The following is a 25,536-nucleotide window of genomic DNA, read 5'->3' on the forward strand; positions in this document are numbered from 1 at the left end:
CCCGGCGGCGGTGGCTACGTAACGTCTGTCTCTGACTCTCAGTCGTCACGACATATCTGACAGATAGCCCGACAATTACGATTTGTTGTTGCCGTGACTATTTTTGCCCCCTTTTTTACCTGCCTCTGAAGCGCGTTGCGGGTCATTCTTGAAGTTGCCCCCGCTGTGCTGGCCACCTTTTCGACCTGCTTCTGATGCTCTTTCGCGGTCTTCCGCAAAGTTGCCGGAACCGCCCCGATGGTTTGCCATTACTGACCTCCGTCATTGATTAGACATCATATTGCATAGGTACTGAGGAGTGATACCTCACGCAGCGTTACGGGCGAGGCCCTGAAATAACTGCGTGGGAATAAGCATAGTGAAGTGTGGCCTGGGCAGACGCTAACTGTAATATCCTGCAACAGGATCAGGAGTGACAAAGAAATAATCACCATAAGAAATCAATAAGTCTTTCTTATGACTACCGAATTCTACCTGGTTAAATATGTATCATTTTGCTACAAAGCAGGTTGTTATAAAAATTGTTATAAATCAAAGAAGTGATTGTGAAATTTGCACTCCTGACAGTACGTCATATCTTTAAAGGTAGGTAGCGAATCGCTACGGACACGGTTAACTCGAGGAGTAGTGTAAAATGGCAAAAGTTCTGGTGCTTTATTATTCTATGTACGGACACATTGAAACTATGGCCCACGCAGTCGCAGAAGGCGCAAATAAGGTAGATGGCGCGGAAGTGATTATTAAGCGTGTACCAGAGACCATGCAGCCCGAGATTTTCCTTAAGGCTGGCGGCAAAACACAAAACGCACCAGTCGCAACCCCGCAAGAACTGGCTGATTACGACGCCATCATTTTTGGTACCCCCACGCGCTTTGGTAATATGTCCGGTCAGATGCGTACCTTCCTCGACCAGACTGGCGGGCTGTGGGCCTCTGGCGGCCTGTACGGCAAACTTGCCAGCGTATTCAGCTCAACGGGAACCGGCGGCGGTCAGGAACAAACCATTACATCAACCTGGACTACGCTTGCCCACCATGGGATGGTGATTGTACCTATCGGTTACGCGGCGCAAGAGCTGTTTGATGTCTCTCAAGTTCGCGGCGGTACCCCTTACGGTGCAACCACCATTGCCGGAGGCGACGGCTCCCGCCAGCCAAGTCAGGAAGAATTATCTATCGCCCGCTATCAGGGTGAATATGTCGCAGGTCTGGCAGTAAAACTCAACGGCTAATCTTCAACAGGAGGATTCGAATGCCAACTCAAGAAGCGAAAGCCCATCGCGTCGGCGAATGGGCAAGTCTGCGCAATACATCGCCGGAAATAGCCGAAGCCATTTTTGAAGTCGCACATTATGACGAGAAACTGGCGGAAAAAATTTGGGAAGAAGGTAGCGATGAGGTACTCATCAAAGCCTTTGAAAAAACAGACAAAGATTCGCTCTTTTGGGGTGAACAGACTATCGAACGCAAAAACGTCTAGCGCGCTGACTCCCCCGCGAACACGGGGGAGTTTTCTTTTACTTAGCCGCCTCATTCAGCACGCTATCAAACTTATCTATCGGGCAAAAACCATCTGCATCTATCGGACATCCTTTCAGCTCCAGCGTTACGCGCTGCGCCGGAGATTTCAGCGTCAGAACGTCTGCATTACGCAACTGCTGCGAGCTCTGATACACATACTCGATTTTCATCAGATCACGATTTGCATTGCTGTCATGCCAGCGCTGGAAGACAATCTTCCCGCCAATCGGCGTACGCTCGTTCTGATCGTGAAGCTGGTACGGTTTAAAATCCAGCGCGGTGAGCAGCGAAGCGATATTTGAATCATGCCCCACCAGCACGGTTATTTTCGGTGCTTTCGCGCGTTCAGTAACCAGCGCATTATCAATATATTTCACCAGTGGTTTGGCGACGTTCTGCGCCACTTCCGGGGAGGTGAACAGGCTATCCTGATAGCCGTTTTTCAGCTTCGACAGAACCTTCCACTGCTGATCCGATTTAATCTCGTCCCAGGCAACCTTGTCCATCGGGAAGCCTTCGTAAAATTGCAGCGTGAAGGCATCAACCAACGAATTTCCCACCTTCAGCGGCCCCGAAACGCCTGGCTCCTGCTGGTACTTCGCGCTAAACGTATCTTTGGCATCGGTCAGGGAACACTGCTGTTTTTCTTTGCAGGACGGAGAGTCTTTGTAGTCGGTCATTTGCTCAAGCAACTGATAGCTATCGTTGAGCTGCATTTTGCTGCGCTCTTTCTCCATGGCCTGAACGGCCTGCTGGCTGAAGGCGGCGGAATCATCGGTGATCACCGGGTTAAAGGTGGGATCCATGGTGCCCATTTTTTCCTGATGATGGACCGGAACATCGCAACCAGGGAAAGCACCGGTAACAAAGAACTGCGCCGTGGCGACCGTACGCTGCAGGCTGTTAGCATAGGTATAGACCGTGTTCGGTGCCGGGCATTCGCCCGATTTCACCATCCCCTGCTCTGCCAGCCACTCTCGCATGTAGTGGCCCATATAGATTTCCAGCACACCGCCCTTGGTAGTGAGTTGCCCACCGGGGACATCCCATTCTGGCCATTGTTTGGGGGTGGACTGTTCAAGAACGCTGCCATTATTGGCTAAAGGTGCGCGTAAGTTATGCCGACTCATCATCAATACTTGCTGAAGCTGATAGCCTTCCGGCGCGGTCTGCGCCTGCGCGGCGGTTGACAATAAGACAGCCCCTGCCACGGCTGTGGCGATTAACGATTTATTCATCCCTACGACCTCTTGTTGTTATCAATCACAACAGAGTGTGACAGAAATATGACATATTTCCGGGAACGCTTTCGCAAAACAGACCATCTAGCCTGTCGTTTTAACACCAAACTCGGTTTCGAGTTTACGAATGCCAAGAGGTGTGAAGATGACATGGCGGCTGCCCTGTTCGGTTTTTATCCATCGCTGTTCACTGAACCAGCGCAGCAGCGTTGCGCCAAGCACCCCACCAGGATGATAACGTCGTTCGCTCCAGTCCAGACAACCGCAGGTTAACTTCCGCCGGGATGAGCCCGCCGCCAGGACAATCCCCATCTGTGCCAGCTTTTCCAGGCCAAGAGGAGTCAGCGTTTCACCATCCGGCGTTAACCACTGACGGAAAACCAGCGTATCGAACAACCTCACCGCAACCTCTCCGGCGAGATGGTCGTAGCAGGTGCGGGCATGCCGCAAATCTGGCGGTGTAGTGATTCTGCGGGGCGTTGATGTCGCCCACGCAACGCCCATCAGGCGTTCCAGCAGTTCAGCGATATCGGAACCTGCAAGGCGAAAATAACGATGTCTGCCCTGCGCCAACGCGACAACAAAACGTTGTTCGCACAGACGCGCCAGATGCGCGCTGGCGGTCGACGCGGATATATCCGCCACCGCGCTGAGCTCAGTTGCAGTCCAGGCGCAGCCATCCATTAGGGCGCACAACATACGTGAGCGCGATTTATCGGCCATCACTGCCGCAGTGAGTGCCATTTTCGACTCCAGATCGCCCTCTTCTTCATGTAACATCACGGATGCCATAACGACCTCATTGGCCCTGAATCTCTGAATTAACGATGCCATGAAAGTCGCGCAAAGTCACCGCACCGGTCACACAGCACGCAGCATCATCTCTGTACCCAACCCGACCAGACAAAACAGAAAACAGCGTTTAAACACGAGCGGAGAAATAACCCTTCGCACACGGGTACCTATCCATTGGCCAATCAGCGCAGGAACAATGGCCAAAGCCGACAAACTTAACGATTGTATGGGCAGCGCGTTGTGCCACCACAGACCCAGCGCCAATGCCAGAGTCGAAAAGGTAAAAGAGATCCCGAGCGCCTGCACCAGTTCATCTTTCTCAAAGCCGAGGGACTGGATCCAGGGCACGGCGGGCATCACAAACACCCCGGTTCCGCCGGTCAATAAGCCGGTCACAAATCCAATAACGAGGGAGTACGGTTTTTCACGCTGCGGGGCCACCGCGATTTTCTTTCCCGCCAGCGTCCAGATAGCGTAGGCCACCAGCGCTACGCCGAGTGCAAACTGAGTTCGGGTGGTGTCACCACCGGTAATCCAGGCGCTGGCAAGCAGTGTCGCCACCACTACTGTCAGCAGCATTGGCCACAGTCGTTTGAGTAATTGGCGTGTATTTCCACCGCCGCCAAACTGGAACAAATTGCTTATCAGCGAAGGCAATAACAGCATGGCCGCCGCGGCAACTGGCGAAATAAGCGATCCGAGGATCCCCATTGCCACGGTGGGTAATCCCATACCCGTAACGCCTTTCACCATCCCGGCGAGGACAAATGTGGCGGCAATCATCACCACCAGGGCGGGTCCAAACGCTAAAGAACTCGTCATGTTGCACTTTCCTGGAAAAGAGAAGATGACTGATTCTGGACGTTAATCACCGTGTTTGCTTCGTCAGGCAACGAAATATGCCTTCCTGGGGAGGGCGACGCCATAAAAAATGCCGGGTTTCCCCGGCACATTTATCAGAACGTTTTCGCCCACCACAACCGAAGTTTCATGCCCCAGTAGCTGGTCCAGCCGCTGGTGGTTGATACTACCCGACCTTGTGACATCACCACCAGCGTTGGCGTGACGCTGATTGCCCAACTGCGGGAAATGGCCCCGTTCGCATCATTGATGACCGGAAAGTCCACGCCTTTACGCGACAGCCAGCGAGATACCTCAGCTTCATTTCCGGAACGTAACGCAATGGTCATCACATTTTCCCCTTCTGAACGCAGCCTGGCGACTTCCGGCGTCGTGAAGCGGCATACGCCGCACCAGCTCGCCCAGAAATAAAGCAACACCGGCTCGTCTTTGCTGAGCGCCGCCAGCGTGACGGTTTCACCATCCAGTGTTTGTAAAGGCGTGCTGTCAAAGGAGGCAGGGAGCTGCGGCGCGCGCCAGGCATCCATCAGCAGCATTGCCCCCGCCAACAGCGCCAGTAAGATCAGCCCTTCGCGCAACCAGCGGCGCAGTTTACTGAGCATTGGCCGCCGCCAGTTTTTCTTTTACCACTTCCTCAAGGGTTTCCCACGGTACCGCGCCGGGAATAAGTTCATCACCAATAATCGTTGCGGGGGTTCCCTGCACCCCCACCAGTCGCGCCAGTTGCAGGTTAGTGCTCAGCGTTTCAGCACTTTGGGCGTCCAACGTCACCGGACTGGCCCCCGCTTTTTCCTGCGCCTGTTTGATACTGACGTCGGTATGATAGCCCTTCTTCTGCATCAATTTTTCATGTAATGCCAGGGACTGTTGCGGATGCTCATGCCATGTCGTCAGCACGGTCCGCGCCGCCAGTTCCGAACTTTCACCTTTAAACGGCAGCGGTTTAATCACTACCGCCACGTCAGGGTATTTCTGCACAATTTTTTCCAGCATTGGATCCAACTGCTTGCAGTATGGGCAGTTGTAATCGGTGAAGTTTATCAGGGTCAGTTTCGCCTGCTTCGCGCCAATCCGCGGGCTGTTGGGATCGTTAAACAAGGCTTCCTGAATTAATGCTTCAATTTGCTTTTCCTGTTCCGGGGTAAACGGCGCAGGCTCTTTCGCGATACTGACGGCAGAAAACAGGGTTAACAACAGAACAATCATCATTTTCATGGGGTTACTCCTTTGGCATCATTCAACGTTTGCAGTACCGCATCGCGGGTTAACAACGTGGGTAACGCCTGGCCATCCGGCAGACCGGGGCCATAAATTTGGTTATACGGCACAGCAACCTGGCCGCGTTTTTTTAGAAATTCGGTAATAGCTTCAGAAGGGAGTGTCCAGTCGCCGCGCAGCGCCACCACATCCGGCTGTTGCAATGCGGCCTGTACGTCTTCTTTATGCAACACGTTGTATTTGTTTACCTTACAGGTGATGCACCAGTCGGCTGTGACGTCAATGAACACGCGCTTATGTTGCGCCAGCGCATCCTCAATCGCCTGCTCGCTTAGCGGTTGCCAGTTCACGCTTTCTTTAGCGCTACTTTGTCCGCTAAACCCTAAGTGTGGGAGCAGCAACGTCGCAAGCCAGATAGCCGAACCCAGCATCATCACGCCAAGCAGACGCCGCAAAATATTCATCCACCGCCCTGGCCGCGGCAAACGCAGCGCCAGACCGGGACGCAGGGCCACCAGCAGCCACGGTAAGCTCATCCCCAGCCCAAGTGCGATAAACAATCCCCACAACGTCGGCAGCGAAGCGGTCAATGCTACCGCCACCGCCGTTCCCAGAAACGGGGCACTGCACGGCGTGGCAAGCAGTGTCGCAAATGCACCTTGCCAGAAATGTCCCGACAGTCCGTTGCCGCCGTGAGTCGCCAGCGTGGTGGTCATCGCAGAAGGGAGTCGGAATTCAAACCACCCGAACAGGCTGGCGCTGAACGTCAGCATCACTAGCACCATGACGCCAATGAACCACGGATTCTGAAACTGGATCCCCCAGCCAAGGGCCTGATTGGTTAAACGCAGCACCGTCATCAATAGCGCCAGTGCCATAAACGAGACCAGTATTCCGGCTACCGATGCGAGGAACTGACGACGGATCTGGCGACGACTTTTTTCCTCGACCAGCAAAATAGAGCCCAGCTTCATGCCCAGAACCGGTAACACACAGGGCATCAGATTGAGGATCAAACCACCCAGCAGTGCCATGAGCACCACTTGCCACAGTGGGAGTGAGGCGTTCTCAACAACCGGGGCTTCGCCAATCGCAAGACGACTCTCCTGGGCAACACCGTTATCTGCCAGCACCAGCGTGACTGACTTACCACGCAGATCCGGCGCGCCTTCTCCCCAACCGTCATGTACAGGTACCGTAGCGCGTAACGTCTCCCCCTCAACATGAATTTGCGGCATGCCAAAATCCGCATCATCAACAGCATCCAGATACAGCCCTGGTTCAGTCCAGCCTCCCGCACGGCGAGCCTCGACGACTAACTCTCCCGCCCGTGCGCCAGCGCTCAGAGCATCGGTCAGGCCGCTGGCAAGTGGGATCTGTCCCATCGCCTGAGCATAGTCATGTGCAAAAGTCGGGTCCTGGGCTGTGGGCATCACGGAAAAAGGAAAATCCGTCAACAGGCAAACGTTGCTACAGGTGGATAGCGTCAAAACGCCGCTAAGCGTGGCGGGCGATCTGCCGCGCACCACCATCGGGAACGTCACCTTATCGTGATACCCTTGGGTAGTGATATTGGCGACCTCAAAACGAGCAGGGGTTGGCCAGAACCAGTCGACCGCGGGCATTTCCCCTTTCCAGGCGATAGCAGGCGCAACGCCCCCCTCGCCCGGAGAACGCCAGTAGGTTTTCCAGCCGTCCTCCAGTTTGACATCCAGCAGCAGACGGGTTTCACCGCCAGCGGACGTATCAGCGCGTAACCGCACGCTGGCGTGATCGTTATCGGGTGAACGCAGCCAGCCGGGTTCAGCCGCCCAGGATACGGGCAGCCATAGCAATAACAGACAGAGCAGTGCCTGCCTGAAAACAGTCATCATAGTTTTTCTCCGTGAATAATTATCTAACAGTCAGCAACGGCTGTTCTGTCATTCACGGAAGACGCAAAATCGGAGATGCACCCGGAGAGTGGGCGGCGAGATGGCTCGCGGTGGGAAAAAAGGTAGACGAAACGCCCGCACTGGCGCCAGCAACGACAGCAGCAGGCACAGCACCAGAATAGCACCTTCAAACAGTACTGGTGGCGCAGCCAGTAATGATTTCGCACTCAGTTCACAAGGGGTAACGGGTGAGGCCTCATCGGTCTGCACTTGTGCGCTGGCGACAACGCTTGTAACGGCGGTGTCCATCTGCAACGCGTGCAGGCCCGCCATGCGTTGTGCGGTGCAAACCATCACCACAACACATGCCAGACAGAGGAACCACCATCCCATCCGTTGACGTTTCGCCATTATACCCTCACTCATTGATGCGAGTTATCTTAACCACTCGCCAGGTTTTGGCAACCTTTACGCTGTAAAGTTATGTCCTGCCATCTGCTGGATATACCGCGATTTCAATCAGATTGAGATCGGGATCCCTGACATACACCGAGCGAATAGGTCCTGTCGCTCCGGTACGTGCAACGGGCCCTTCAATAATCTCGACCCCGTGGGTTTGAAACGTCTCCATCACCTCTTCCAGCGTACGCGTGGTGATAAAACATAAATCCAGCGCCCCCGGCGTTGGCGCGTAGGCTTTGGGTTCAAACTCTTTTCCCCGAATGTGGAGATTGATTTTCTGATTGCCAAAGACGAAGGCTTTCCGACCTTGCGCGAAGGTTTCCAGCCTCATGCCTAAAAGCTCGACATAGAAACGAACGCAAGCCTCTTCATGATTGGTGGTTAGTACCAGGTGATCCAGGTGGTCGATCATAGCGATATCCATTTGGGTTGCTCATCTCTGACACTTACCCTATTCATTCACGCGCGACAAGAAAAAGAAAATCTACGGAGTTATTTGCAGAACTTAACGCAACAACCTGTAATTCACGCTTTAAAAACGAAATGATAATTAATCATATTCCCGCCTTTATTTATTACACTATAACATTGCTAAAAACACCCCTGAAAATATCACGCAAGTTATCATTCACTATTTACGAAGAATGCCAAAAGATATTTCCATGACAGCACACAGATAATGCCCACCACGTACTGATGCGTAAATGAAAGTAAGGGTCAGCGCATTTCCAGAGAATTTCCTTATTATATTCAGACGCAATGAATAACGTATTCATTAGCAGATAATTTGTTTATTAAATGTTATTTAGAGTATATGGAAATGAAAAAATATTTATTACCCCTGATTGGGTTACTTTTTACAGTTAGCGCTCAGGCAGCATCATTTACCGACGGCAAAGAGTATATCTCACTGGAAAAACCTGTCGCTTCCGCTCCAGCCGCACTGAAGTTTTTCTCATTCTATTGCCCTTCCTGTTATCAGTACGATGAAGTTTTTGAAATCACTGATAACGTGAAAAAAGTATTGCCTGCAGATGTCAAACTCACCGAATACCACGTCGACTTTTTAGGTCCGCTGGGGCAAGACATGACCCACGCCTGGTCCGTCGCCATGCTGTTGAACGTACAAGATAAAGTTAAGCCGTTGCTTTTTGATGCCGTTCAGAAAAAACAAACCGTTAAAACAGCGGAGGATATTCGTAACGTATTTATCAGCGCGGGCGTCAGCGCCAGTGATTATGATGCGGCATGGAATAGCTTTGCCGTGAAATCACTGACCGCTAAGCAGCAAGAAATGGCGAAGGCAGTTGATTTAACCGGTGTGCCCGCCATTTTTATCAACGGAAAATATATGATCAATCCAAAAGGACTGAAGTCAGATGACCTTAATGCATTCGTGCAAAACTATGCTGATACGGTCCGCTTCCTGATAAGCAAATCCTGATGTTTAGCTAATCTCATTTTTCGCACCACACAACAGATGACGTAACCTCAACTGCGCTGTTGGTGGTGCAATGCCTGCATCGTTTATCGCAATATCCTCCCTTCCCGGTTGGCATACGCCGTTATCAGGATTACCCTAAAAGTAGCGGTGATACCTGTTGTCAGGTTTCACCTTCTGCAAGTGTTGATTTACACGAGAGAACGCTATGGAATTAAAGGATTATTACGCCATTATGGGCGTGAAACCGACAGACGATCTCAAGACAATCAAGACCGCCTATCGTCGACTCGCCCGTAAATATCATCCAGATGTCAGCAAAGAGACTGATGCGGAGGCCCGGTTTAAAGAGGTTGCAGAAGCCTGGGAAGTATTGAGTGATGAGCAGCGACGCGCCGAGTACGACCAGCTGTGGCAGCACCGCAACGACCCACAGTTCAGCCGTCAATTCCAGCAAGGAGAGAATCAAAGCTACAGCGCCGAAGATTTCGACGATATCTTCTCCTCCATTTTTGGCCAGCGTGCGCACCAGTCGCGCCAGCGCCCTGCCAGCCGCGGGCACGACATTGAAATTGAAGTTGCCGTATTCCTCGAAGAAACGCTTACTGAGCATAGCCGCACTATCAGTTACAACCTGCCAGTCTATAATGCGTTTGGCATGGTAGAACGAGAAATTCCTAAAACGCTGAATGTGAAAATTCCGGCTGGCGTCGGTAACGGTCAGCGTATCCGTCTGAAAGGCCAGGGTACCCCCGGCGAAAACGGTGGACCGAACGGTGATTTGTGGCTGGTGATTCATATTGCGCCGCATCCGCTGTTCGATATTGTTAATCAGGATCTGGAAGTTGTCGTTCCCCTCGCGCCGTGGGAAGCTGCGCTGGGTGCGAAAGTAACCGTTCCGACGCTGAAAGAGAGCATCCTGCTGACCATTCCTGCAGGCAGTCAGGCCGGCCAGCGACTCCGCATTAAGGGCAAGGGTCTGGTAAGTAAAAAACATACCGGCGATTTGTATGCGGTGATCAAGATCGTCATGCCACCGAAACCTGACGACGCCAGTGCCGCCCTGTGGCAACAACTGGCGGATGCACAAAAGACCTTTGATCCGCGCAAAGAGTGGGGGAAAGCATAATGGCTAACGTTACCGTCACTTTTACCATTACCGAATTTTGTCTGTACACCGGTGTATCAGAAGAAGAACTGCATGAGATTGTCGGCTTAGGGGTGATAGAACCCCATGAAGACGAGACGTTTGATGATCATGCGCTGACAGTAATGCGTCGCGCGGTGCGTCTGCGTCAGGAGCTGGAACTTGACTGGCCAGGGATTGCCGTTGCGCTGACGTTGCTGGAGGAGAACGCTCAGTTACGCCAGGAAAACCGCCTGCTGCGCCAGCGCCTGTCTCGCTTTATCAGCCATCCGTAGTGTGTCAGGACCAGCATAGTGCTGGTCCTTTTATTATCCGCCCCGCGCTCTTAATGACATTGCCCAGCAGATGGCATACAGTCTGAGATAAGAATTATCTTAAACAATAAGACGTTGAGTCATGCAGCTTAAACCCCTCACGAAAGGTCGTTTTCACAACATCTGGCAGCAGGATGATGCCTTGATTGAGAAGATATTTCAGGAACTGCTCTCTGAAACGCAGATTATCCAGGAAGATGAGTATCTATACCGCCAGGGACAGGTTGTCGATCGACTGATCATGGTGCAATCCGGAAGAATTTCGCTGCGTTACAGCGCGGAGAATGGCCGCCGATTCCAGTTGGGCGCCATGGAATGCGACGAGCAGCTTTTTGGTGAAATGGAGTTTTTTACCGGGTATCACTGCCAGCTAGATATCGTCGCGGAAGAACCATTGACCGTAGCGGTGTGCAGCTGTGACCGTCTGGAAGAAGCGCTGAATCAGCACCCCAGACTGGCGATATTTTTTGCCAGTGCAATGGCGATTGATTATCAGGATATGCTGGAAATCTTCCTGCACCGGATGCTCTACCCTATCGTACATAACGTGGCGTATGACCTGTATCGCCAGCATCAGAACAAGCAGCCGATGGATGGTTTCCATAAAAAATACCAGGAAGCTGAGCGATTCGGCACAACCGACCGGGTCTATCGGCGGGCGGTTAAAGCGCTGACGGATGCCGGGCTGGTAACGCGAACGAAGCAAGGACTGGAAATTAAGGATCTGGATGGGCTGCGTAAATTTCTCGGCAATGACATCATTGACTGACACACCAACTCTCGTTAACAGAATATTGGTGTGTCATTTCGGCGCAATCAGAACTTATAGGTGAGGCTGAAATAGTGACCGAGCCCGGTGGTACGCCCTGCTCCGCCGTGGTTTTCCATCAATGCCATGTTACGGAAATACTTCAGGCCATAACCGACTGCATAATGCTCTGAATGCCAGTAGATACCGTTATACCATTCAATTGCGTTATTGCTGTATAACGGTTGATTAGCAATCTTATTCGCGGCGAACTGGTAGTCAAAGTACCCCTGATAGTTCAGATAACTGCCGTTGGCAAAGGTATAGAATGGCGTCGACCAGTTAGTCGAGAACATATAGCCATCCCACTTTCCTTCGTTATCCGCACCGTAGTTTTCACGAACATAGTGCGCATAGATGTTCATTCCCACCAGACCAAACCACGGGACCTTCACATCTGTACCCAGGCCAACGTAATGTTCAAATAATTCCCGGTCGCCAATGTTATTTACCGTTGCAATATAGAATTCGTTAAACGGCCCAACGGATAAATCTTTATTAAAAATAGCGTCCAGGGAAAAACGCGGAGATATCTTGGCAAAGAAGTTATCCCCCCCATGACGATCGTCCTGCTCGCGATCCAAAATATCAAAGAAATCCACATAACCGTACAGATCGATAATGCCAGAGCGTGCACCAAACTCCAGTTCCAGATAGGTGTCATTGCGAATACCATATGGCACTTTCGCGTCCACACTTTGCATTAAGTTCATCTGCATCCAGTTAAAATCATTTTTACGGATGTTGCCATCAGTATAGTCAGCTGCGAATGCTTGCATACAGCTCATTGTCACTACTGCACCCAGGATTGTTTTTTTAATCATTAACTTATTGTTCTTCAGCATTTTTCAATTCCTTTGAGTAAGGTTGAGTATCGCCCCACCATATAAATAGTGTGGCGACTGGCTATTTAATTAAAGAGGTAAGTGTTATTAGTGCTTTTAATTACGCTTGAGTTTTAATGTCACCATCAACATGACAAAGATAATTAAATACAACACCGGTATTGCGTACATAATTTTCTGCAATCCCATTGTTTTTTCCATGAGCGCGCTAATCGCCGGACTAAACATGGCCCCGGCACTGCCGCTAATTAAAATATAAGAAACGTTCTGACTGCTCGCGCGCTTCACGAAAGAAACACCGTAGGCAATAAATGAGTTATACAGTGCAGCACAGACAAACCCGTAACTGTAGGCCAGATAATCAAGCCCGGAGATATTATCCTTCGTGACGATAATTGTGGTAATAATGCTAGCCAGCAAAATAATACTTAGCAGAAAATAATGTATCTTCACCCGAGAAACAATGACGGTTGATACTAATGCCCCGACCAGTGCAGCGCCCCAGTATTGCGTAATAATATTTCCTGCTTCTTCAAAGGGAATGCCAAATTTGTTCTTCACAAATAATGGTGCCCAGGTCAGGAAGGTGTACAGCGCCAGCATACCTAAGAACAGGCCAATGCCTCCGCTGATGATCCCTGGATTCCACTCCGATTTTACCTTGTCTGTCCGATCTGCCGTGGGAGCCGCCTCGCAGGCAGTAAAGCGGGTGAGTGCTACAACGCCCAGCGTGAGTAAGGCCACCATACCTACGCTCAGATAGCTGTAACTCCACGACATATTGTGCGTCAGGGCGAAGGTCGTGATCAGCGGAAAAACCACGCCCGCAACGTTGAAAGTGGCGTCCTGCACCACCAGCATCGTACTTTGAATACGATCCTGCCAGACCGATACCACAATCGTTCCCGCCACGCACAGACCGATCCCACCGCAAAAACCCACCAGGGTCATGGCGACCATCACAGGCCATAAACCAGGGCTTAAATGCATTGCCAGAGCGCAAAGGAACACTATCGAATAGATAATGAGCGTCATACGCTTCACACCGATTTTCTCAATCAGGAAAAAGGCGGCGATGGTGCCGGCTAATGCTCCACCATTGAGCAACGAAAATATCGAAGCAACGGTATTCACATCGGCACCGTAGCGTACTGCAATCGGTTCGATTAGCATACCGAACTGACTGGCAAACCCTGCCATAATAAAATTTGCCAGAAAACTAATCAGCGTAAGTGCTATTTTATTCTTCATATAATGCCATCTCTGATTGGTTCAATTAAAAGCCGGAACTAAGCGGTAACAGCCGTATTTAGTGCCAGCTCAATCATGTTGTTAAAGGTCAATTGTCGTTCTTCTGCGGTTGTTTCTTCACCGGTCAGGCAATGATCGGAGACAGTTAAAATAGCCAGCGCTTCAATATTAAACTGATGCGCTAAAGCGTATAAGCCTGCTACTTCCATATCTACACCCAGCACACCGAACTTTTCCAATGCCGGTATTAAATTTTCGTCAGGATCGTAATAAAGATCGCCGCTGAACACATTGCCGACTTTAATATCGATACCGGCCTTCTGTGCCAGCGTCCACGCCTGCTGCAATAATGGGAAATAGGCGGATGTTGCCATCGCATAGCCTGCGCTACGTTTTAAATTTGTGACTGAATCCGTTCCGGCGGCGACGGCCAGGATAATATCGCGCATTTTGACATGATGTTGTGTTGCCCCTAAACTGCCGACGCGAATAATTCTTTGCACACCAAAATCATGTACCAGTTCATGGGCATAAAGCGTCATTGAAGGAATGCCCATTCCATGTCCCATCACCGAAACAGGTTGCCCAAAATATAAACCGGTATAACCCAGCATATTACGTACATTGGTGACTTCGCGGTAATCCATTAGATAATTTTCGGCAATAAATTTAGCGCGGAGCGGATCGCCCGGCATAATAACGGTTGGCGCGAAATCACCTGGCCTGGCATTAATATGTGCAGTCATAACAATTCCTGAATTATGGGTATTGAAGATATGCAGGGATTGTAACCAGACGTTTGTGAGGTGATTGAGGACAAAAGTCCTGCTCAGAGGATCGGCCTCTCATTTTTGAGAGTTAGTGTTGTAGTGCCCCCGCAATACAGGCTGGGGACACGTCAGAGATTGTCAGGGCTTGTCGACCTTTCCGAACAGTAACGCGGTGTAATGGGTGTTTATTTTACCGCTGCGCTTACCGTCGGTGCCGAAATAGCGGTCATCCCGACACAAACGTTCGTTGGTGTCACAAAACAGGCCACCGCGGAATGTAAAAGCCGAGGTATCGAACTGTCCGGCAGCTGCCAGTTTTTCGCCCTGCTGCTTGCCAAGATATTTCGTGGTCAACGCCACCGACAAACCGTGTTCATCGGCACAGATGGTTTTATCGCACAATACGCCCGGCGCTGGACTGTTTAGCCCAGTCGTTGCTGCGTACGCCGACAATGACAGAATGCTTAGCGCCAGCAAGGTGCCAACTTTTATCATCATAATCTCCTTATATCAGCTGACTTGCGCCAAAAGTATAAAGCAAAAAGCGGGGGCTTTCGGCAACCTATTCTTACAGATGACGTGGCTGTGGCATTCACAGCCCCTTAATCATCTGCTTACTGCGCTGACTGGCGTCAACATGTCGATCTGGTTTTACATCAATGTTAAACTCCCTTTCTTCCTGTTAAGCGTTTTTAATCATGATAAAACTACTTTCTCGCTACATTTCCGTCGGAATCGTAAACACGGCATTGCATTGGGCCGTGTTCGGCATCATGGTGTACATCATGAAAAATGACCAAGCTGTGAGCAATGTAGTGGCATTCTTATGCGCAGTAACATTTTCATTTTTTGCTAATGCAAAATTCACCTTCAATGCAAAAGCCACCAGCAGAGGATACATACTGTTTGTTGGTTTTATGGGGTTGTTGAGTTTCATCTCCGGTCAGATTTCCGATCGCTTTAATATTTCCCCACTCATAACGCTGATTGAGTTCTCCTCAATCAGCTTAGTATGTGGGTTTGTATACTCTAAATTTGTTGTTTTTAGGGATCCGAAATGAAAATTTCTCTGATAGTGCCAGTCTTCAATGAAGAAGATACAATACCTATTTTCTACAAGACGGTGCGAGGATACGAAGAACTAAAAAAGTACGATGTTGAAATTGTGTTTATCAACGACGGTAGCAAAGATGCTACAGAATCAATTATTAATGCCCTTGCCTTATCTGATTCGCTCGTTGTTCCCGTTTCATTCACACGTAATTTTGGAAAAGAAGCCGCCATATTTGCAGGCCTGGAATGTTCCACTGGAGAAGCCGTTATCCCAATCGATGTCGACCTACAGGATCCAATTGAAACAATTCCTTTGATGATAAATAAATGGTTATCGGGTGCAGATATTGTACTGGCAAAGCGTGCGGACCGTTCTACAGATGGCAAACTTAAGCGAAAAACCGCTGAATGGTTCTATAAATTGCACAATAAAATAAGCGACCCGAAGATCGAAGAGAACGTTGGTGACTTCAGACTCATGTCCCGCGATGTCGTAGAAAATATCAAACTCATGCCGGAACGTAATCTCTTTATGAAGGGTGTTCTTAGCTGGGTGGGAGGTCGTACTGACGTAGTGGAGTACACTCGAGCAGGCCGCATAGCCGGTAAATCAAAGTTTAATGGCTGGAAATTGTGGAATCTCGCACTCGAAGGTATTACCAGTTTTTCAACGTTCCCACTCCGAATTTGGACTTACATTGGTTTTTTTGTCGCCACTTTATCCTTCTTATTCGGCGCATGGATGATTATAGACAAAATATTTTGGGGCAATCCGGTAGCGGGATATCCATCTATTATTGTTTCAATTCTTTTCCTGGGCGGTATTCAGTTAATTGGAATCGGTGTACTCGGGGAGTACATAGGTAGAATATATATTGAAACCAAACAAAGACCGCGCTACATAGTTAAAAAACAAGATGGGATTTAACATGTTTTCTAAATTCGATAAAAAATTATTTTTTATTTATTCAGGACTGGCTCTCCTATTTATTTACCCTCTAATTCAAGCTGGAATATATTATAGAGATGATTTAGACAGATCGATCACTGGAAACTACGGCTGGCGAGGTTTAGGTCGACCTTTTGCGGATGTTATAGCAAGAATTTTTTCTGCAAGTGGCCACTACAATCTAGATTTATTTCCTTATACCATGATCTCGTCCTGCATTCTCTTAGGAGCATCTTCACTTGCACTTAGTAAACATTTGATTAAATCAGATGTACCTAACGCTAAAATAGTTGCCGCACTTTTAATATTCAACCCATTTATCCTGCAAAATATCGCTTATAGATACGATAGCCTGGGAATGTCTATTTCCTTTTTCGTGGCTGTAGTGGCATATACATACCAAAATAAAAACTTGACGCTAGAGATAGCAATAAAGTTGATAGCGGGTGTATTATCCTTAACATTGTATCAACCGTGTGCAAATATTTTCATCGGTTTGCTGGCTGTTGACGTAATAATTATCGCAATAAAAAAACAGACACATATCAAAGAATCGGTAATATTTTTATTTAAAAAAACAATTTTATTTATCTCATTTTATCTTATCTACATGATTTTCTTCTCTCCAAAACACAACTCGCGCTCAGAGTTAATATCTTTGGATAAGGGAGGATTTGAGCACCTAATCGGAACATTAACCTCTTTAAAAGCAATAACCCTTTCATATTTTTACCACCCTGTTTACATTTACTTTGCTATTCCGATACTAATTAGCCTGGTGTTTATGCTCATTTCTTATCGCACAAACATAGGGAGTATAGTATCCTTTATTTTGTATAGTGGATTGTCTTTTTTAATATTCATTATATCTCTTATGGGGCCAACTATATTACTTCAGGATGCACCGGTACTCCCCCGTACCTTAGTATCATTTTCAGTCATATTGGTTATAATTGCTATACCCATTATGCATTTTGCTCCACGCTTTAAATATGCAGCATTGATACCGGTTATTGCTTCACTTGCTTTTAGTGCTCAACTAAGCAACACAATGAAATCACAACAAGAATACGAAGATTTTGTTTTTAACATGATTGCGCAAGATATTGCCAATCATAAAAACATCGTATCTATTGGTACTGTAGGTCAATTAAATATAAATGAAAGAGCAAAGCTAATAGTAGAGAGCAAACCGCTCATAGGTTACTTCGTTTTCCCAGCCACTGAATTCTTAGCGTCCTTTCAATTGATCAATAAAGGATTAACACAAACACGACATGGTTATACTGATGTGAATGAAAGCAAAAATCAATTTGCAGATATGATTAACAAAGGAATTAAACCTGTATCATCTAATGAATATTATTCATTATTCATCTCAGATAACACCGCTATCGTCTACTTAGGTAAATTTAACAATTAACGATTACAAGCCCTCACACCTAAATGTGGAGGGCTTTGTTTTTGAAGAAGTTTCTACACCAGTCATTTCAAGTGATATCAGGGATTACCATAGCTCACTCAGGCTGCGTTGGAGTATATGATAGCTGCTTACGTTATTCAGTTTACTTGCCAAATATAGAGCATGTAATGCGCTTCAGCACCACCGACATTCACGACACCCTGTTTTAAATCTTTCTCAAAAGCAAAAAGGGGTTACCTTTCGGTAACCCCTTTTCATGTTTGGCGGAAGCGTAGAGATTCGAACTCTAGAACCCTTTCGGGTCGCCGGTTTTCAAGACCGGTGCCTTCAACCGCTCGGCCACGCTTCCAATGAGGCGCACTATAAACATCCCGAACGGACCTGTAAAGCACCAATGTGTTCGTTTGCCTGAAAAATAGCCAAAATGTTGTTAATCGACTGAAATAACAACAGATTGACCATTTATTCAGCACGAATACCAGCTATAGCACTTAATGTTTTTTGATGTACATATCTTTGGTGTAGTAATTTCCCCGGTTATCCGGCGCAAATCCCCCCACCCACGGCTTCACCAGATGCGTGCGGACATAGTGGTAAACCGGAATCGCGGGCACATCCTCACCTAAAAGGTCTTCAGCCTGCTGATAGTATTTGCCGCGTTCTTCCAGTGAACTTGATTTCGCCGCATTACGCATCGCTTCATCAAAGGCGGGGTTACTGTACTTGGTGGTGTTCTCGCTATCACCGGTCCGGAAGATATTGAGGAAACTTGAGGCATCATCATAGTCGGCTATCCACGCATAGCGCACGACGTCAAAATTACCGGTGTGCATAGTGTCCAGCATGGTTTTCCATTCCTGATTTTGCAGCTTCGCCTCGACGCCAAGGTTTTTCTTCCACATCGACGATGCGGCAATCGCAATACGCTGGTGCGTTTCGAAGGTGTTGTAGAGCAGATTTAAGCTAAGCGGATGCTCAGGACCAAAACCGGCTTCAGCCAGCAGTTTTTTGGCTTCAGCAATACGTTTTTCGAGCGGCCATGACGCATACTCCGGCGCATGCAGTTTCACCCCACCTATTTCCGGCTGGCTGATAACCCACGCTGCTCGCTGCCCCTGCCCCATCACCTTTTGCGCAATGATGTCTTTATCCAACGCCATATTCAGCGCCCGGCGCACGCGCGGATCATTAAACGGCGCGCGGGTTGTATTGAACTGATAGTAATACGTTGAAAGCTGAGGCGAGACATGCAGTTCATCCCCCATTGTTTCTTTCAGTTGCGCGAACTGGTTAACCGGTACGCTATACACAATGTCGATTTCACCGGCCTTATAGCGATTTACGTCAGCCGACTCTGAGCTAATAGGCAAATAAGTAACTTTATTAATAACCGTATGCCGATCGTCCCAGTAATGTGGGTTACGCTCGGCAACGATGCGCTCATTAACCACCCACTGCGATAATTTGTACGGCCCGCTGCTGACAAAATGCTCTGGCCGGGTCCACTTATCGCCAAAACGACCTATCAACACTTTATCCAGCGGGACCAGAGATGGATGCGCCAGCATCGCCAGAAACGCCGCCGTCGGTTGCGTCAGGGTAATTTCCAGCGTGGTATCATCCAGGGCTTTGACTCCCAGCGTGGCGGGATCTTTTTTCCCCTGGGCAATATCAACCGCGTTCGCAACGTGCATGTTGCCCAGATACGAAGCATAAGGTGAAGCCGTTTGCGGCGAGACCAGACGCTGCCAGCTCCAGACGACATCCTGTGCGGTAATAGCAGATCCATCTGACCAGGTTATGCCCGGGCGTAAATGGAAGGTCCAGACAGTGTTGCCTTTATTCTCCCAGGACGCGGCTAGACGGGGTTCGATAGACCCATCCTGCTTGACAGCAACCAGACCGTCGAACATATCGCTGATTAAATTAAACTCAACGTTGCTTTCAACTTTATGCGGATCCAGAGATGCCGGCTCACTGCCGTTGTTTCTGACCAGTTCCTGTTTTTCTGCCAGTAGTGTTCCTGCGGGAACATTTGCCGCCTTCGCCGCGCCGTTTATAGACATCAAACAGACAGCCAACAGCGTAAACGTCAATATCTTCGATTTATGTTGAATCATTCCCTTTACCTTATTGCTCTGTTTTATGTAGACACCGCTGTCACTGTCAAAGAGATTCAGGAATAACGCAATATTTTTCAGTTACCTGGTAGATAGCGATCTGACATTTTTGCACATACAGTGCTAACATCTAATTCGGGAACTTTTGTTGAAATAATATGCTTAAGTCTGGCGGGCTAAAATGCGTAAAGATGGGTAAAACCGCTGTGTCATTCCCCTTGATTTCATTATCCTCCATCATTAATTACATCTGTCATAAGAGAGTGACTCATGGATCGTATTATTAGTTCTTCGCGCGAGCGTACATCGCTACTCAGCACGCATAAGGTGCTGCGCAATACCTATTTCCTGCTCAGCCTGACGCTGGCGTTTTCAGCGATCACTGCGACCGCCAGTACCGTACTGATGTTACCTTCTCCGGGACTTATCCTGACGCTGGTGGGTATGTATGGCCTGATGTTCCTGACTTACAAAACGGCAGATAAACCGGTTGGTATTTTGTCAGCGTTCGCTTTCACTGGCTTCCTGGGCTACATCTTGGGACCGATGCTGAATACATACCTGTCCGCAGGCATGGGTGATGTTATCGCCATGGCGCTGGGCGGTACGGCGCTGGTCTTCTTCAGCTGCTCGGCCTATGTGCTGACCACGCGTAAAGATATGTCCTTCCTCGGCGGTATGCTGATGGCGGGTGTTGTAGTGGTGTTGATTGGTATGGTTGCCAATATCTTCCTGCAACTGCCAGCATTACATCTGGCAATCAGCGCGGTGTTCATTCTGATTTCTTCAGGCGCAATCCTGTTTGAAACCAGCAATATCATCCGCGGCGGTGAAACCAACTATATTCGTGCCACCGTTAGCCTGTATGTTTCGCTGTACAACATCTTCGTCAGCCTGCTGAGTATTCTGGGCTTCGCCAGCCGCGATTAAGATGTCCACACGCATTATCCAGCCCCGCTTATGCGGGGCTTTCTTTTTTGGTAAACTGCCGCCAGTTTGACTAACGCAGTGACGAATTATGTTGATCTTTGAAGGTAAAGAAATCAGTACCGATAGCGAAGGCTATCTGAAAGATACCACGCTGTGGAGCGAGGCGCTGGCGGAGAGAATCGCCGAAAACGAAGGCATTACGCTCTCCGCGGAACACTGGGAAGTGGTGCGTTTTGTCCGCGAGTTTTATCTGGAGTTTAATACCTCCCCCGCTATCCGCATGCTGGTAAAAGCGATGGCCAACAAGTTTGGCGAAGAGAAAGGCAACAGCCGTTATCTCTACCGCCTGTTCCCGAAAGGTCCGGCCAAGCAGGCAACTAAAATTGCCGGCCTGCCGAAACCGGTGAAATGTATTTAATAGCGGATACTAAATCCCTTTAGCTCGTCGCCAGGACGATGTGGTTCACTAAGAACCCGGTCAACCCTGGCGCTGCTCGGCCCCCCGGCTTTCAACCACTTCATCAGTTGTTCAACCTGGTCGCTTTCACCGCAGGCGACAACCTCTACGCTGCCGTCATCCATATTCTTCGCGTAGCCGGTTAACCCCAGCCGTTGTGCTTCATGCTGGGTGGTGTAGCGAAATCCTACCCCCTGAACCCGGCCATAGACCCAGGCGATTATGCAGACTTTCGACATTGCGGTTCTCCTTATTAACGTAAATGAAGGAACAGGTACCGAGGCCTCATCGCACCTGTTTCGGCAGACATCCGTAATGCTGGCGAAATCTTGCAGTAAATCGTGAACCTGACAGATAGCCACAGCGTAACGCAATTTCGCCAATCGGCAGCGTGGTCGACTGTAGTTGAGAGAGCGCACAGGACATTCGCACCTCCTCGACTATCTGCCGGTAACTCTGCGATTCCATCTGTAATCGTCTGCGTAACGTCGAGGTACCGATAGACAGGCGACCAGCAATCTCCTGAGCTGTCCATAGCTTAGCAGGGGATAACATAATTAGTTGTCGCACCTGTTCAGTAAGATTAAACCGTCGCTCGATAAGCAGAGGCCCTGCCACGCCATCATGCAGTAGCGCCAGCAATAATCCCATCGCCTGATGCTCCTGCAATTTTGCAGGTAAGTCCTGGCGTACTGCATCCAGCAGGCTTTCCCACATAAAAGCCAGTCCGTTGCTCATTGGCGTACATAGCGACGTCAATTTTGCCGGAGGGAAATCCTCGACCCAGTTATTTTTAAACGCGGTAATGATGCTCGTCGATAGCAACAACAAATCCGAGCGAAATGCTCCCTGTTCCGGCTGATTAATAATCTCCAGAGGCGTATTCGCCGGGATGATAATCAGCTCACCCAGTCCTGCAACCAGACGATTTTCATCCTGAATAATGACCTTACTTCCCTGCGTAATATGGCAAATAGCAGCAGAAAACAGTTTAACCCGATGCAAGTGGTGCAGATGGCCGGAACGCACCTCAGCGGTGGTAAGGTTGTTATGGCGAAAATGTACATCCTGCACCAGAGTATCCTCTTTATTTTCTTGCGTAAGTGGCGGTTAATTCAGCTTTAGCAATCACGTGGCTGTTCAGCATAAAACCGACTAGGGCACCGCTGGCGTTACTGTCAATTGGCAACTCGTCTGTATTTAACGCCCACACGGTAAACTGATAGCGATGAGGTTTATCGCCCGGCGGTGGACAGGCGCCACCGAATCCAGCATAACCGAAATCATTGCGTCCCTGAACTGCTCCAGCGGGTAACTTATCCATGCTGGCCCCGCCAGGAAGAATGTGGATCTGAGCAGGAATATTTACGACGGTCCAGTGCCACCAGCCGCTTCCCGTTGGCGCATCAGGATCAAACAGCGTAATGGCAAAACTTTTGGCATCAACTGGCGGATTTTGCCAGCTCAGTTGCGGGGAGATATTGTCGCCACTGCAGCCAAATCCCTTAAACACCTGTTTTTGCGTTAACTTCAGGTTAGCGGGTATGTCGGTGCTGTTGAGGCGAAACGTCGAGGCGGCAGAGGTATTAAAACTCAACGCAACAATGGCGGCGGTAGCCAGAAAGTAGACAGCTTTCATTGCATTTCCTTTTTCTGATTAAGAAATAGCAATGTAAACGGTGGGCATAAAAGAAACTGTGCCTCTGTGATTGAGTTTTGTGCCGAAACGCTCAACGCCATACCCTGATGATTGACCTCACCATCTGTGCTACTCTACGCGCCATTTTATTTTAATGGTTTCAGGTTGGTACTTTACTCCAGCCCGCGTCACTGTTTGTGAGAGGTTGCTCCGCATGACTGAATCTACAATTCCACATTATCCTCGTTTAGTGTTAGCCAAAGGGCGCGAAAAATCATTACTGCGCCGCCATCCGTGGGTATTTTCCGGTGCTGTCGCACGTATGGAAGGTAAAGCCAACCTCGGTGAGACCATCGATATTGTTGACCATCAGGGTAAATGGTTAGCACGCGGCGCGTACTCACCCGCGTCGCAGATCCGTGCACGCGTCTGGACATTCGACAAGTCTGAGTCCATCGATATTGATTTCTTCACCCGTCGTCTACAACAAGCGCAAACATGGCGTGACTGGCTGGCGAAAAAAGACGGTCTGGACAGTTACCGTCTGATCGCCGGAGAATCCGATGGCCTGCCGGGCATCACCATTGACCGCTTCGGCAACTTCCTGGTGTTGCAGTTGCTCAGTGCGGGGGCTGAATACCAACGCGCCGCGCTGATTAGCGCTCTGCAAATTGTTTTCCCGGGCTGCGCCATTTATGACCGTAGCGATGTGGCCGTACGTAAAAAAGAAGGTATGGAGCTGACTCAAGGGCCAGTAACGGGTGAGCTTCCGCCAGCCCTGCTGCCGATTGAAGAGCACGGAATGAAGCTGCTGGTTGATATTCAGCATGGTCACAAAACCGGCTATTACCTCGATCAACGCGACAGCCGCCTGGCCACGCGTCGTTATGTGGAAAATCAGCGTGTGCTGAACTGTTTCTCTTATACCGGCGGCTTTGCGGTCTCAGCATTAATGGGCGGATGCCGTCAGGTCGTCAGCGTTGACACTTCTCAGGAAGCGCTCGATATTGCCCGCCAGAACGTGGAACTGAACAAGCTGGATCCGAGCAAAGCTGAGTTCGTGCGTGATGATGTGTTCAAACTTCTGCGTGCTTATCGCGATCGTGGTGAGAAATTCGACGTCATCGTGATGGATCCGCCGAAATTTGTCGAAAACAAAAGCCAGTTGATGGGAGCCTGCCGCGGCTATAAGGACATCAATATGCTGGCTATTCAGTTGCTCAATCCGGGCGGTGTGCTGCTGACTTTCTCCTGCTCTGGGCTAATGACCACCGATTTATTTCAGAAAATCATCGCTGATGCCGCAATAGATGCTGGTCGTGATGTACAATTTATAGAGCAGTTCCGTCAGGCCGCCGATCACCCGGTGATCGCTACCTACCCGGAAGGGCTGTATCTGAAAGGGTTTGCCTGTCGCATCATGTAACTTGAAAAGTGGAATATTACCCTTACATAAAGGGTATCTATTTCCCGGGAGGTGACTATGATTGCCAGCAAATTCGGTATCGGCCAGCAGGTCCGCCATTCCCTGTTAGGTTACCTCGGAGTGGTCGTGGATATCGACCCGGAATATTCGCTTGATCAACCGTCAGCCGATGAGTTGGCGGTTAACGACGAACTTCGCGCCGCTCCCTGGTATCACGTGGTGATGGAAGACGATAATGGTCTGCCAGTGCATACGTATCTGGCCGAAGCACAGCTGAGTAGTGAGCTACAGGAAGAACATCCGGAACAACCGTCGATGGATGAACTGGCGCGAACAATTCGAAAACAGCTTCAGGCCCCGCGCCTGCGCAATTGATGCTAACACAGGCCCGATGGCGATTCGCTAATCGGGCCTGTGCGTTTTGTTCGGCTACAGATCAGCCTTACTTCGCCAGTCCCAACCGCGGGATCTCAATCGCCGGGCAGCGATCCATCACCACCGTCATCCCTGCATCGCGAGCCAGCACGGCTGCATGCTCGTTAATCACGCCGAGCTGCATCCATAGCGTCTTCGCTCCGATGGCAATTGCCTCCTGAGCAACACCCCACGCCGCTTCAGAATTACGGAAGACATCTACCATATCCACTTTCTCTGGTACATCTGCCAGCGTCGCATAACCCTGCTGCCCCAGCAGCGTTTTTCCGGCAACCTTCGGTGAAACAGGAATAACGTGATAGCCCTGATCGAGTAAATATTTCATCACCCGATAGCTTGGACGATCGGGTTTATCGCTTGCCCCCACCAGCGCAATCGTACGGGTCGTTGTCAAAATGCCAGCAATATCGGTCTCTTTCATCGTTTTCCTCCAGGCTGTTTAGCAAAGTGTACGACAAACCTGACTTTGCAACCATTCATCCCATACTGGCGCATGAGAGCTAAACTCAAAAATATGTCTATATGTTAGTAAACATGATTATCGAAAAATTTAGATA

Annotated in this window: 31 protein-coding genes and 1 tRNA gene; 13 read left to right on the forward strand and 19 right to left on the reverse strand. The window is 49.4% G+C overall.

All coding sequences use genetic code 11. The annotated features are described in order from the left end of the window. Window positions 1–75: 75 nt before the first annotated feature. The gene (locus SK35_RS15695) at window positions 76–249 is read right to left on the reverse strand and encodes a general stress protein (protein WP_003036022.1); all 174 of its coding nucleotides are present in this window, start codon (window positions 247–249) and stop codon (window positions 76–78) included. Window positions 250–634: 385 nt separating this feature from the next. Between SK35_RS15695 and wrbA the strand changes: the two genes are divergently transcribed. Next, window positions 635–1,231 (forward strand): NAD(P)H:quinone oxidoreductase, encoded by a 597-nt coding sequence (gene wrbA, locus SK35_RS15700; protein WP_003832057.1) that lies wholly within the window; start codon window positions 635–637, stop codon window positions 1,229–1,231. A 20-nt stretch (window positions 1,232–1,251) separates the two neighbouring features. Then, window positions 1,252–1,479, forward strand: a complete 228-nt coding sequence (locus SK35_RS15705; RefSeq protein ID WP_003036015.1) for a YccJ family protein — start codon at window positions 1,252–1,254, stop codon at window positions 1,477–1,479. Between the two features lie 37 nt (window positions 1,480–1,516). Here the strand turns inward: SK35_RS15705 and agp are convergent, their stop codons facing one another. The 8 genes from agp to SK35_RS15745 all read right to left on the reverse strand — a co-directional run bounded on the left by agp (window position 1,517) and on the right by SK35_RS15745 (window position 8,395). Next, window positions 1,517–2,758, reverse strand: coding sequence for a bifunctional glucose-1-phosphatase/inositol phosphatase (gene agp / locus SK35_RS15710; RefSeq protein WP_048214485.1), 1,242 nt, complete (start codon window positions 2,756–2,758; stop codon window positions 1,517–1,519). Between the two features lie 87 nt (window positions 2,759–2,845). Next, window positions 2,846–3,553, reverse strand: a complete 708-nt coding sequence (locus tag SK35_RS15715) for an ArsR/SmtB family transcription factor (RefSeq protein ID WP_048214486.1) — start codon at window positions 3,551–3,553, stop codon at window positions 2,846–2,848. A gap of 69 nt (window positions 3,554–3,622) precedes the next feature. Next, window positions 3,623–4,378, reverse strand: a complete 756-nt coding sequence (locus SK35_RS15720) for a sulfite exporter TauE/SafE family protein (RefSeq protein ID WP_048214487.1) — start codon at window positions 4,376–4,378, stop codon at window positions 3,623–3,625. A gap of 134 nt (window positions 4,379–4,512) precedes the next feature. After that, window positions 4,513–5,019 carry a protein disulfide oxidoreductase gene (locus SK35_RS15725; RefSeq protein WP_048214488.1) on the reverse strand — a complete coding sequence of 169 codons (507 nt, stop codon included), beginning with the start codon at window positions 5,017–5,019 and terminating at the stop codon, window positions 4,513–4,515. After that, window positions 5,009–5,632 carry a DsbA family protein gene (locus SK35_RS15730; RefSeq protein ID WP_008784317.1) on the reverse strand — a complete coding sequence of 208 codons (624 nt, stop codon included), beginning with the start codon at window positions 5,630–5,632 and terminating at the stop codon, window positions 5,009–5,011. The genes SK35_RS15725 and SK35_RS15730 overlap by 11 nt, the downstream gene beginning before the upstream one ends. Next, window positions 5,629–7,509: a cytochrome c biogenesis protein CcdA gene (locus SK35_RS15735; protein ID WP_048214489.1), complete on the reverse strand. Its 1,881-nt coding sequence runs from the start codon at window positions 7,507–7,509 to the stop codon at window positions 5,629–5,631. The genes SK35_RS15730 and SK35_RS15735 overlap by 4 nt, the downstream gene beginning before the upstream one ends. 48 nt (window positions 7,510–7,557) lie before the next feature. After that, on the reverse strand, window positions 7,558–7,920 hold the full coding sequence (locus SK35_RS15740; protein WP_008784315.1) for a hypothetical protein: 363 nt from the start codon (window positions 7,918–7,920) through the stop codon (window positions 7,558–7,560). A 70-nt stretch (window positions 7,921–7,990) separates the two neighbouring features. Further along, on the reverse strand, window positions 7,991–8,395 hold the full coding sequence (locus SK35_RS15745; protein WP_079934909.1) for a VOC family protein: 405 nt from the start codon (window positions 8,393–8,395) through the stop codon (window positions 7,991–7,993). A 396-nt stretch (window positions 8,396–8,791) separates the two neighbouring features. Between SK35_RS15745 and dsbA the strand changes: the two genes are divergently transcribed. The 4 genes from dsbA (at window position 8,792) to SK35_RS15765 (ending at window position 11,642) form a co-directional block, all read left to right on the forward strand. Next, window positions 8,792–9,415, forward strand: coding sequence for a thiol:disulfide interchange protein DsbA (gene dsbA / locus SK35_RS15750; protein ID WP_048216334.1), 624 nt, complete (start codon window positions 8,792–8,794; stop codon window positions 9,413–9,415). Between the two features lie 205 nt (window positions 9,416–9,620). Continuing rightward, window positions 9,621–10,541 carry a curved DNA-binding protein gene (gene cbpA / locus SK35_RS15755; protein WP_003832035.1) on the forward strand — a complete coding sequence of 307 codons (921 nt, stop codon included), beginning with the start codon at window positions 9,621–9,623 and terminating at the stop codon, window positions 10,539–10,541. Continuing rightward, the gene (gene cbpM / locus SK35_RS15760) at window positions 10,541–10,834 is read left to right on the forward strand and encodes a chaperone modulator CbpM (RefSeq protein WP_003832033.1); all 294 of its coding nucleotides are present in this window, start codon (window positions 10,541–10,543) and stop codon (window positions 10,832–10,834) included. The genes cbpA and cbpM overlap by 1 nt, the downstream gene beginning before the upstream one ends. A 121-nt stretch (window positions 10,835–10,955) precedes the next feature. Further along, window positions 10,956–11,642, forward strand: a complete 687-nt coding sequence (locus SK35_RS15765) for a Crp/Fnr family transcriptional regulator (protein ID WP_048214491.1) — start codon at window positions 10,956–10,958, stop codon at window positions 11,640–11,642. A 47-nt stretch (window positions 11,643–11,689) separates the two neighbouring features. On the opposite strand, the gene SK35_RS15770 is transcribed toward SK35_RS15765, so the two are convergent. The 4 genes from SK35_RS15770 to SK35_RS15785 all read right to left on the reverse strand — a co-directional run bounded on the left by SK35_RS15770 (window position 11,690) and on the right by SK35_RS15785 (window position 15,045). Beyond that, on the reverse strand, window positions 11,690–12,526 hold the full coding sequence (locus SK35_RS15770) for a nucleoside-specific channel-forming Tsx family protein (protein WP_032942924.1): 837 nt from the start codon (window positions 12,524–12,526) through the stop codon (window positions 11,690–11,692). 96 nt (window positions 12,527–12,622) lie between these two features. Then, window positions 12,623–13,777: an MFS transporter TsgA gene (gene tsgA / locus SK35_RS15775; protein ID WP_048214492.1), complete on the reverse strand. Its 1,155-nt coding sequence runs from the start codon at window positions 13,775–13,777 to the stop codon at window positions 12,623–12,625. Window positions 13,778–13,815: 38 nt separating this feature from the next. Further along, window positions 13,816–14,523, reverse strand: a complete 708-nt coding sequence (gene deoD / locus SK35_RS15780) for a purine-nucleoside phosphorylase (RefSeq protein WP_048214493.1) — start codon at window positions 14,521–14,523, stop codon at window positions 13,816–13,818. 162 nt (window positions 14,524–14,685) lie between these two features. After that, entirely contained in the window at window positions 14,686–15,045 is a 360-nt protein-coding gene (locus SK35_RS15785) for a YcgJ family protein (protein ID WP_156174764.1), read from the reverse strand. Window positions 15,046–15,245: 200 nt separating this feature from the next. On the opposite strand from SK35_RS15785, the gene SK35_RS15790 reads away from it, so the two are divergent. The 3 genes from SK35_RS15790 to SK35_RS15800 are packed head-to-tail and all read left to right on the forward strand — an operon-like array spanning window position 15,246 to window position 17,972. Continuing rightward, window positions 15,246–15,608 carry a GtrA family protein gene (locus SK35_RS15790; protein ID WP_048214495.1) on the forward strand — a complete coding sequence of 121 codons (363 nt, stop codon included), beginning with the start codon at window positions 15,246–15,248 and terminating at the stop codon, window positions 15,606–15,608. Next, the gene (locus SK35_RS15795; RefSeq protein ID WP_048214496.1) at window positions 15,605–16,528 is read left to right on the forward strand and encodes a glycosyltransferase family 2 protein; all 924 of its coding nucleotides are present in this window, start codon (window positions 15,605–15,607) and stop codon (window positions 16,526–16,528) included. The genes SK35_RS15790 and SK35_RS15795 overlap by 4 nt, the downstream gene beginning before the upstream one ends. Before the next feature lies 1 nt (window position 16,529). Beyond that, window positions 16,530–17,972 (forward strand): glucosyltransferase domain-containing protein, encoded by a 1,443-nt coding sequence (locus SK35_RS15800; protein ID WP_048214497.1) that lies wholly within the window; start codon window positions 16,530–16,532, stop codon window positions 17,970–17,972. 261 nt (window positions 17,973–18,233) lie between these two features. Here the strand turns inward: SK35_RS15800 and SK35_RS15805 are convergent. Beyond that, window positions 18,234–18,321: transfer RNA gene (locus SK35_RS15805), tRNA-Ser, on the reverse strand. A gap of 142 nt (window positions 18,322–18,463) precedes the next feature. Continuing rightward, entirely contained in the window at window positions 18,464–20,092 is a 1,629-nt protein-coding gene (locus SK35_RS15810) for an ABC transporter substrate-binding protein (protein ID WP_048214498.1), read from the reverse strand. Window positions 20,093–20,362: 270 nt separating this feature from the next. Between SK35_RS15810 and yccA the strand changes: the two genes are divergently transcribed. Together yccA and tusE are read left to right on the forward strand one after the other, a co-directional pair. Then, window positions 20,363–21,022, forward strand: a complete 660-nt coding sequence (gene yccA, locus SK35_RS15815; protein WP_008784297.1) for an FtsH protease modulator YccA — start codon at window positions 20,363–20,365, stop codon at window positions 21,020–21,022. Window positions 21,023–21,110: 88 nt separating this feature from the next. Then, on the forward strand, window positions 21,111–21,440 hold the full coding sequence (tusE, locus tag SK35_RS15820; RefSeq protein ID WP_008784296.1) for a sulfurtransferase TusE: 330 nt from the start codon (window positions 21,111–21,113) through the stop codon (window positions 21,438–21,440). Here tusE and yccX read toward each other — a convergent pair. From yccX to SK35_RS15835, 3 genes are read right to left on the reverse strand one after another with little or no spacing between them, the layout of a single operon-like run. Further along, window positions 21,437–21,718, reverse strand: coding sequence for an acylphosphatase (gene yccX, locus SK35_RS15825; protein WP_048214499.1), 282 nt, complete (start codon window positions 21,716–21,718; stop codon window positions 21,437–21,439). The genes tusE and yccX overlap by 4 nt on opposite strands. Window positions 21,719–21,764: 46 nt before the next feature. Then, window positions 21,765–22,553: an AraC family transcriptional regulator gene (locus SK35_RS15830; protein ID WP_048214500.1), complete on the reverse strand. Its 789-nt coding sequence runs from the start codon at window positions 22,551–22,553 to the stop codon at window positions 21,765–21,767. 13 nt (window positions 22,554–22,566) lie between these two features. Next, on the reverse strand, window positions 22,567–23,118 hold the full coding sequence (locus SK35_RS15835) for a YbhB/YbcL family Raf kinase inhibitor-like protein (protein ID WP_048214501.1): 552 nt from the start codon (window positions 23,116–23,118) through the stop codon (window positions 22,567–22,569). Window positions 23,119–23,332: 214 nt separating this feature from the next. On the opposite strand from SK35_RS15835, the gene rlmI reads away from it, so the two are divergent. Further along, window positions 23,333–24,544: a 23S rRNA (cytosine(1962)-C(5))-methyltransferase RlmI gene (rlmI, locus tag SK35_RS15840; protein ID WP_048214502.1), complete on the forward strand. Its 1,212-nt coding sequence runs from the start codon at window positions 23,333–23,335 to the stop codon at window positions 24,542–24,544. Between the two features lie 57 nt (window positions 24,545–24,601). Then, the gene (gene hspQ / locus SK35_RS15845; RefSeq protein WP_003035905.1) at window positions 24,602–24,919 is read left to right on the forward strand and encodes a heat shock protein HspQ; all 318 of its coding nucleotides are present in this window, start codon (window positions 24,602–24,604) and stop codon (window positions 24,917–24,919) included. A 67-nt stretch (window positions 24,920–24,986) separates the two neighbouring features. On the opposite strand, the gene SK35_RS15850 is transcribed toward hspQ, so the two are convergent. After that, on the reverse strand, window positions 24,987–25,400 hold the full coding sequence (locus SK35_RS15850) for a CoA-binding protein (RefSeq protein WP_048214503.1): 414 nt from the start codon (window positions 25,398–25,400) through the stop codon (window positions 24,987–24,989). Between the last annotated feature and the right edge of the window lie 136 nt (window positions 25,401–25,536).

The organism is Citrobacter sp. MGH105, from assembly GCF_001037485.2.
Classification (GTDB): domain Bacteria; phylum Pseudomonadota; class Gammaproteobacteria; order Enterobacterales; family Enterobacteriaceae; genus Citrobacter; species Citrobacter portucalensis.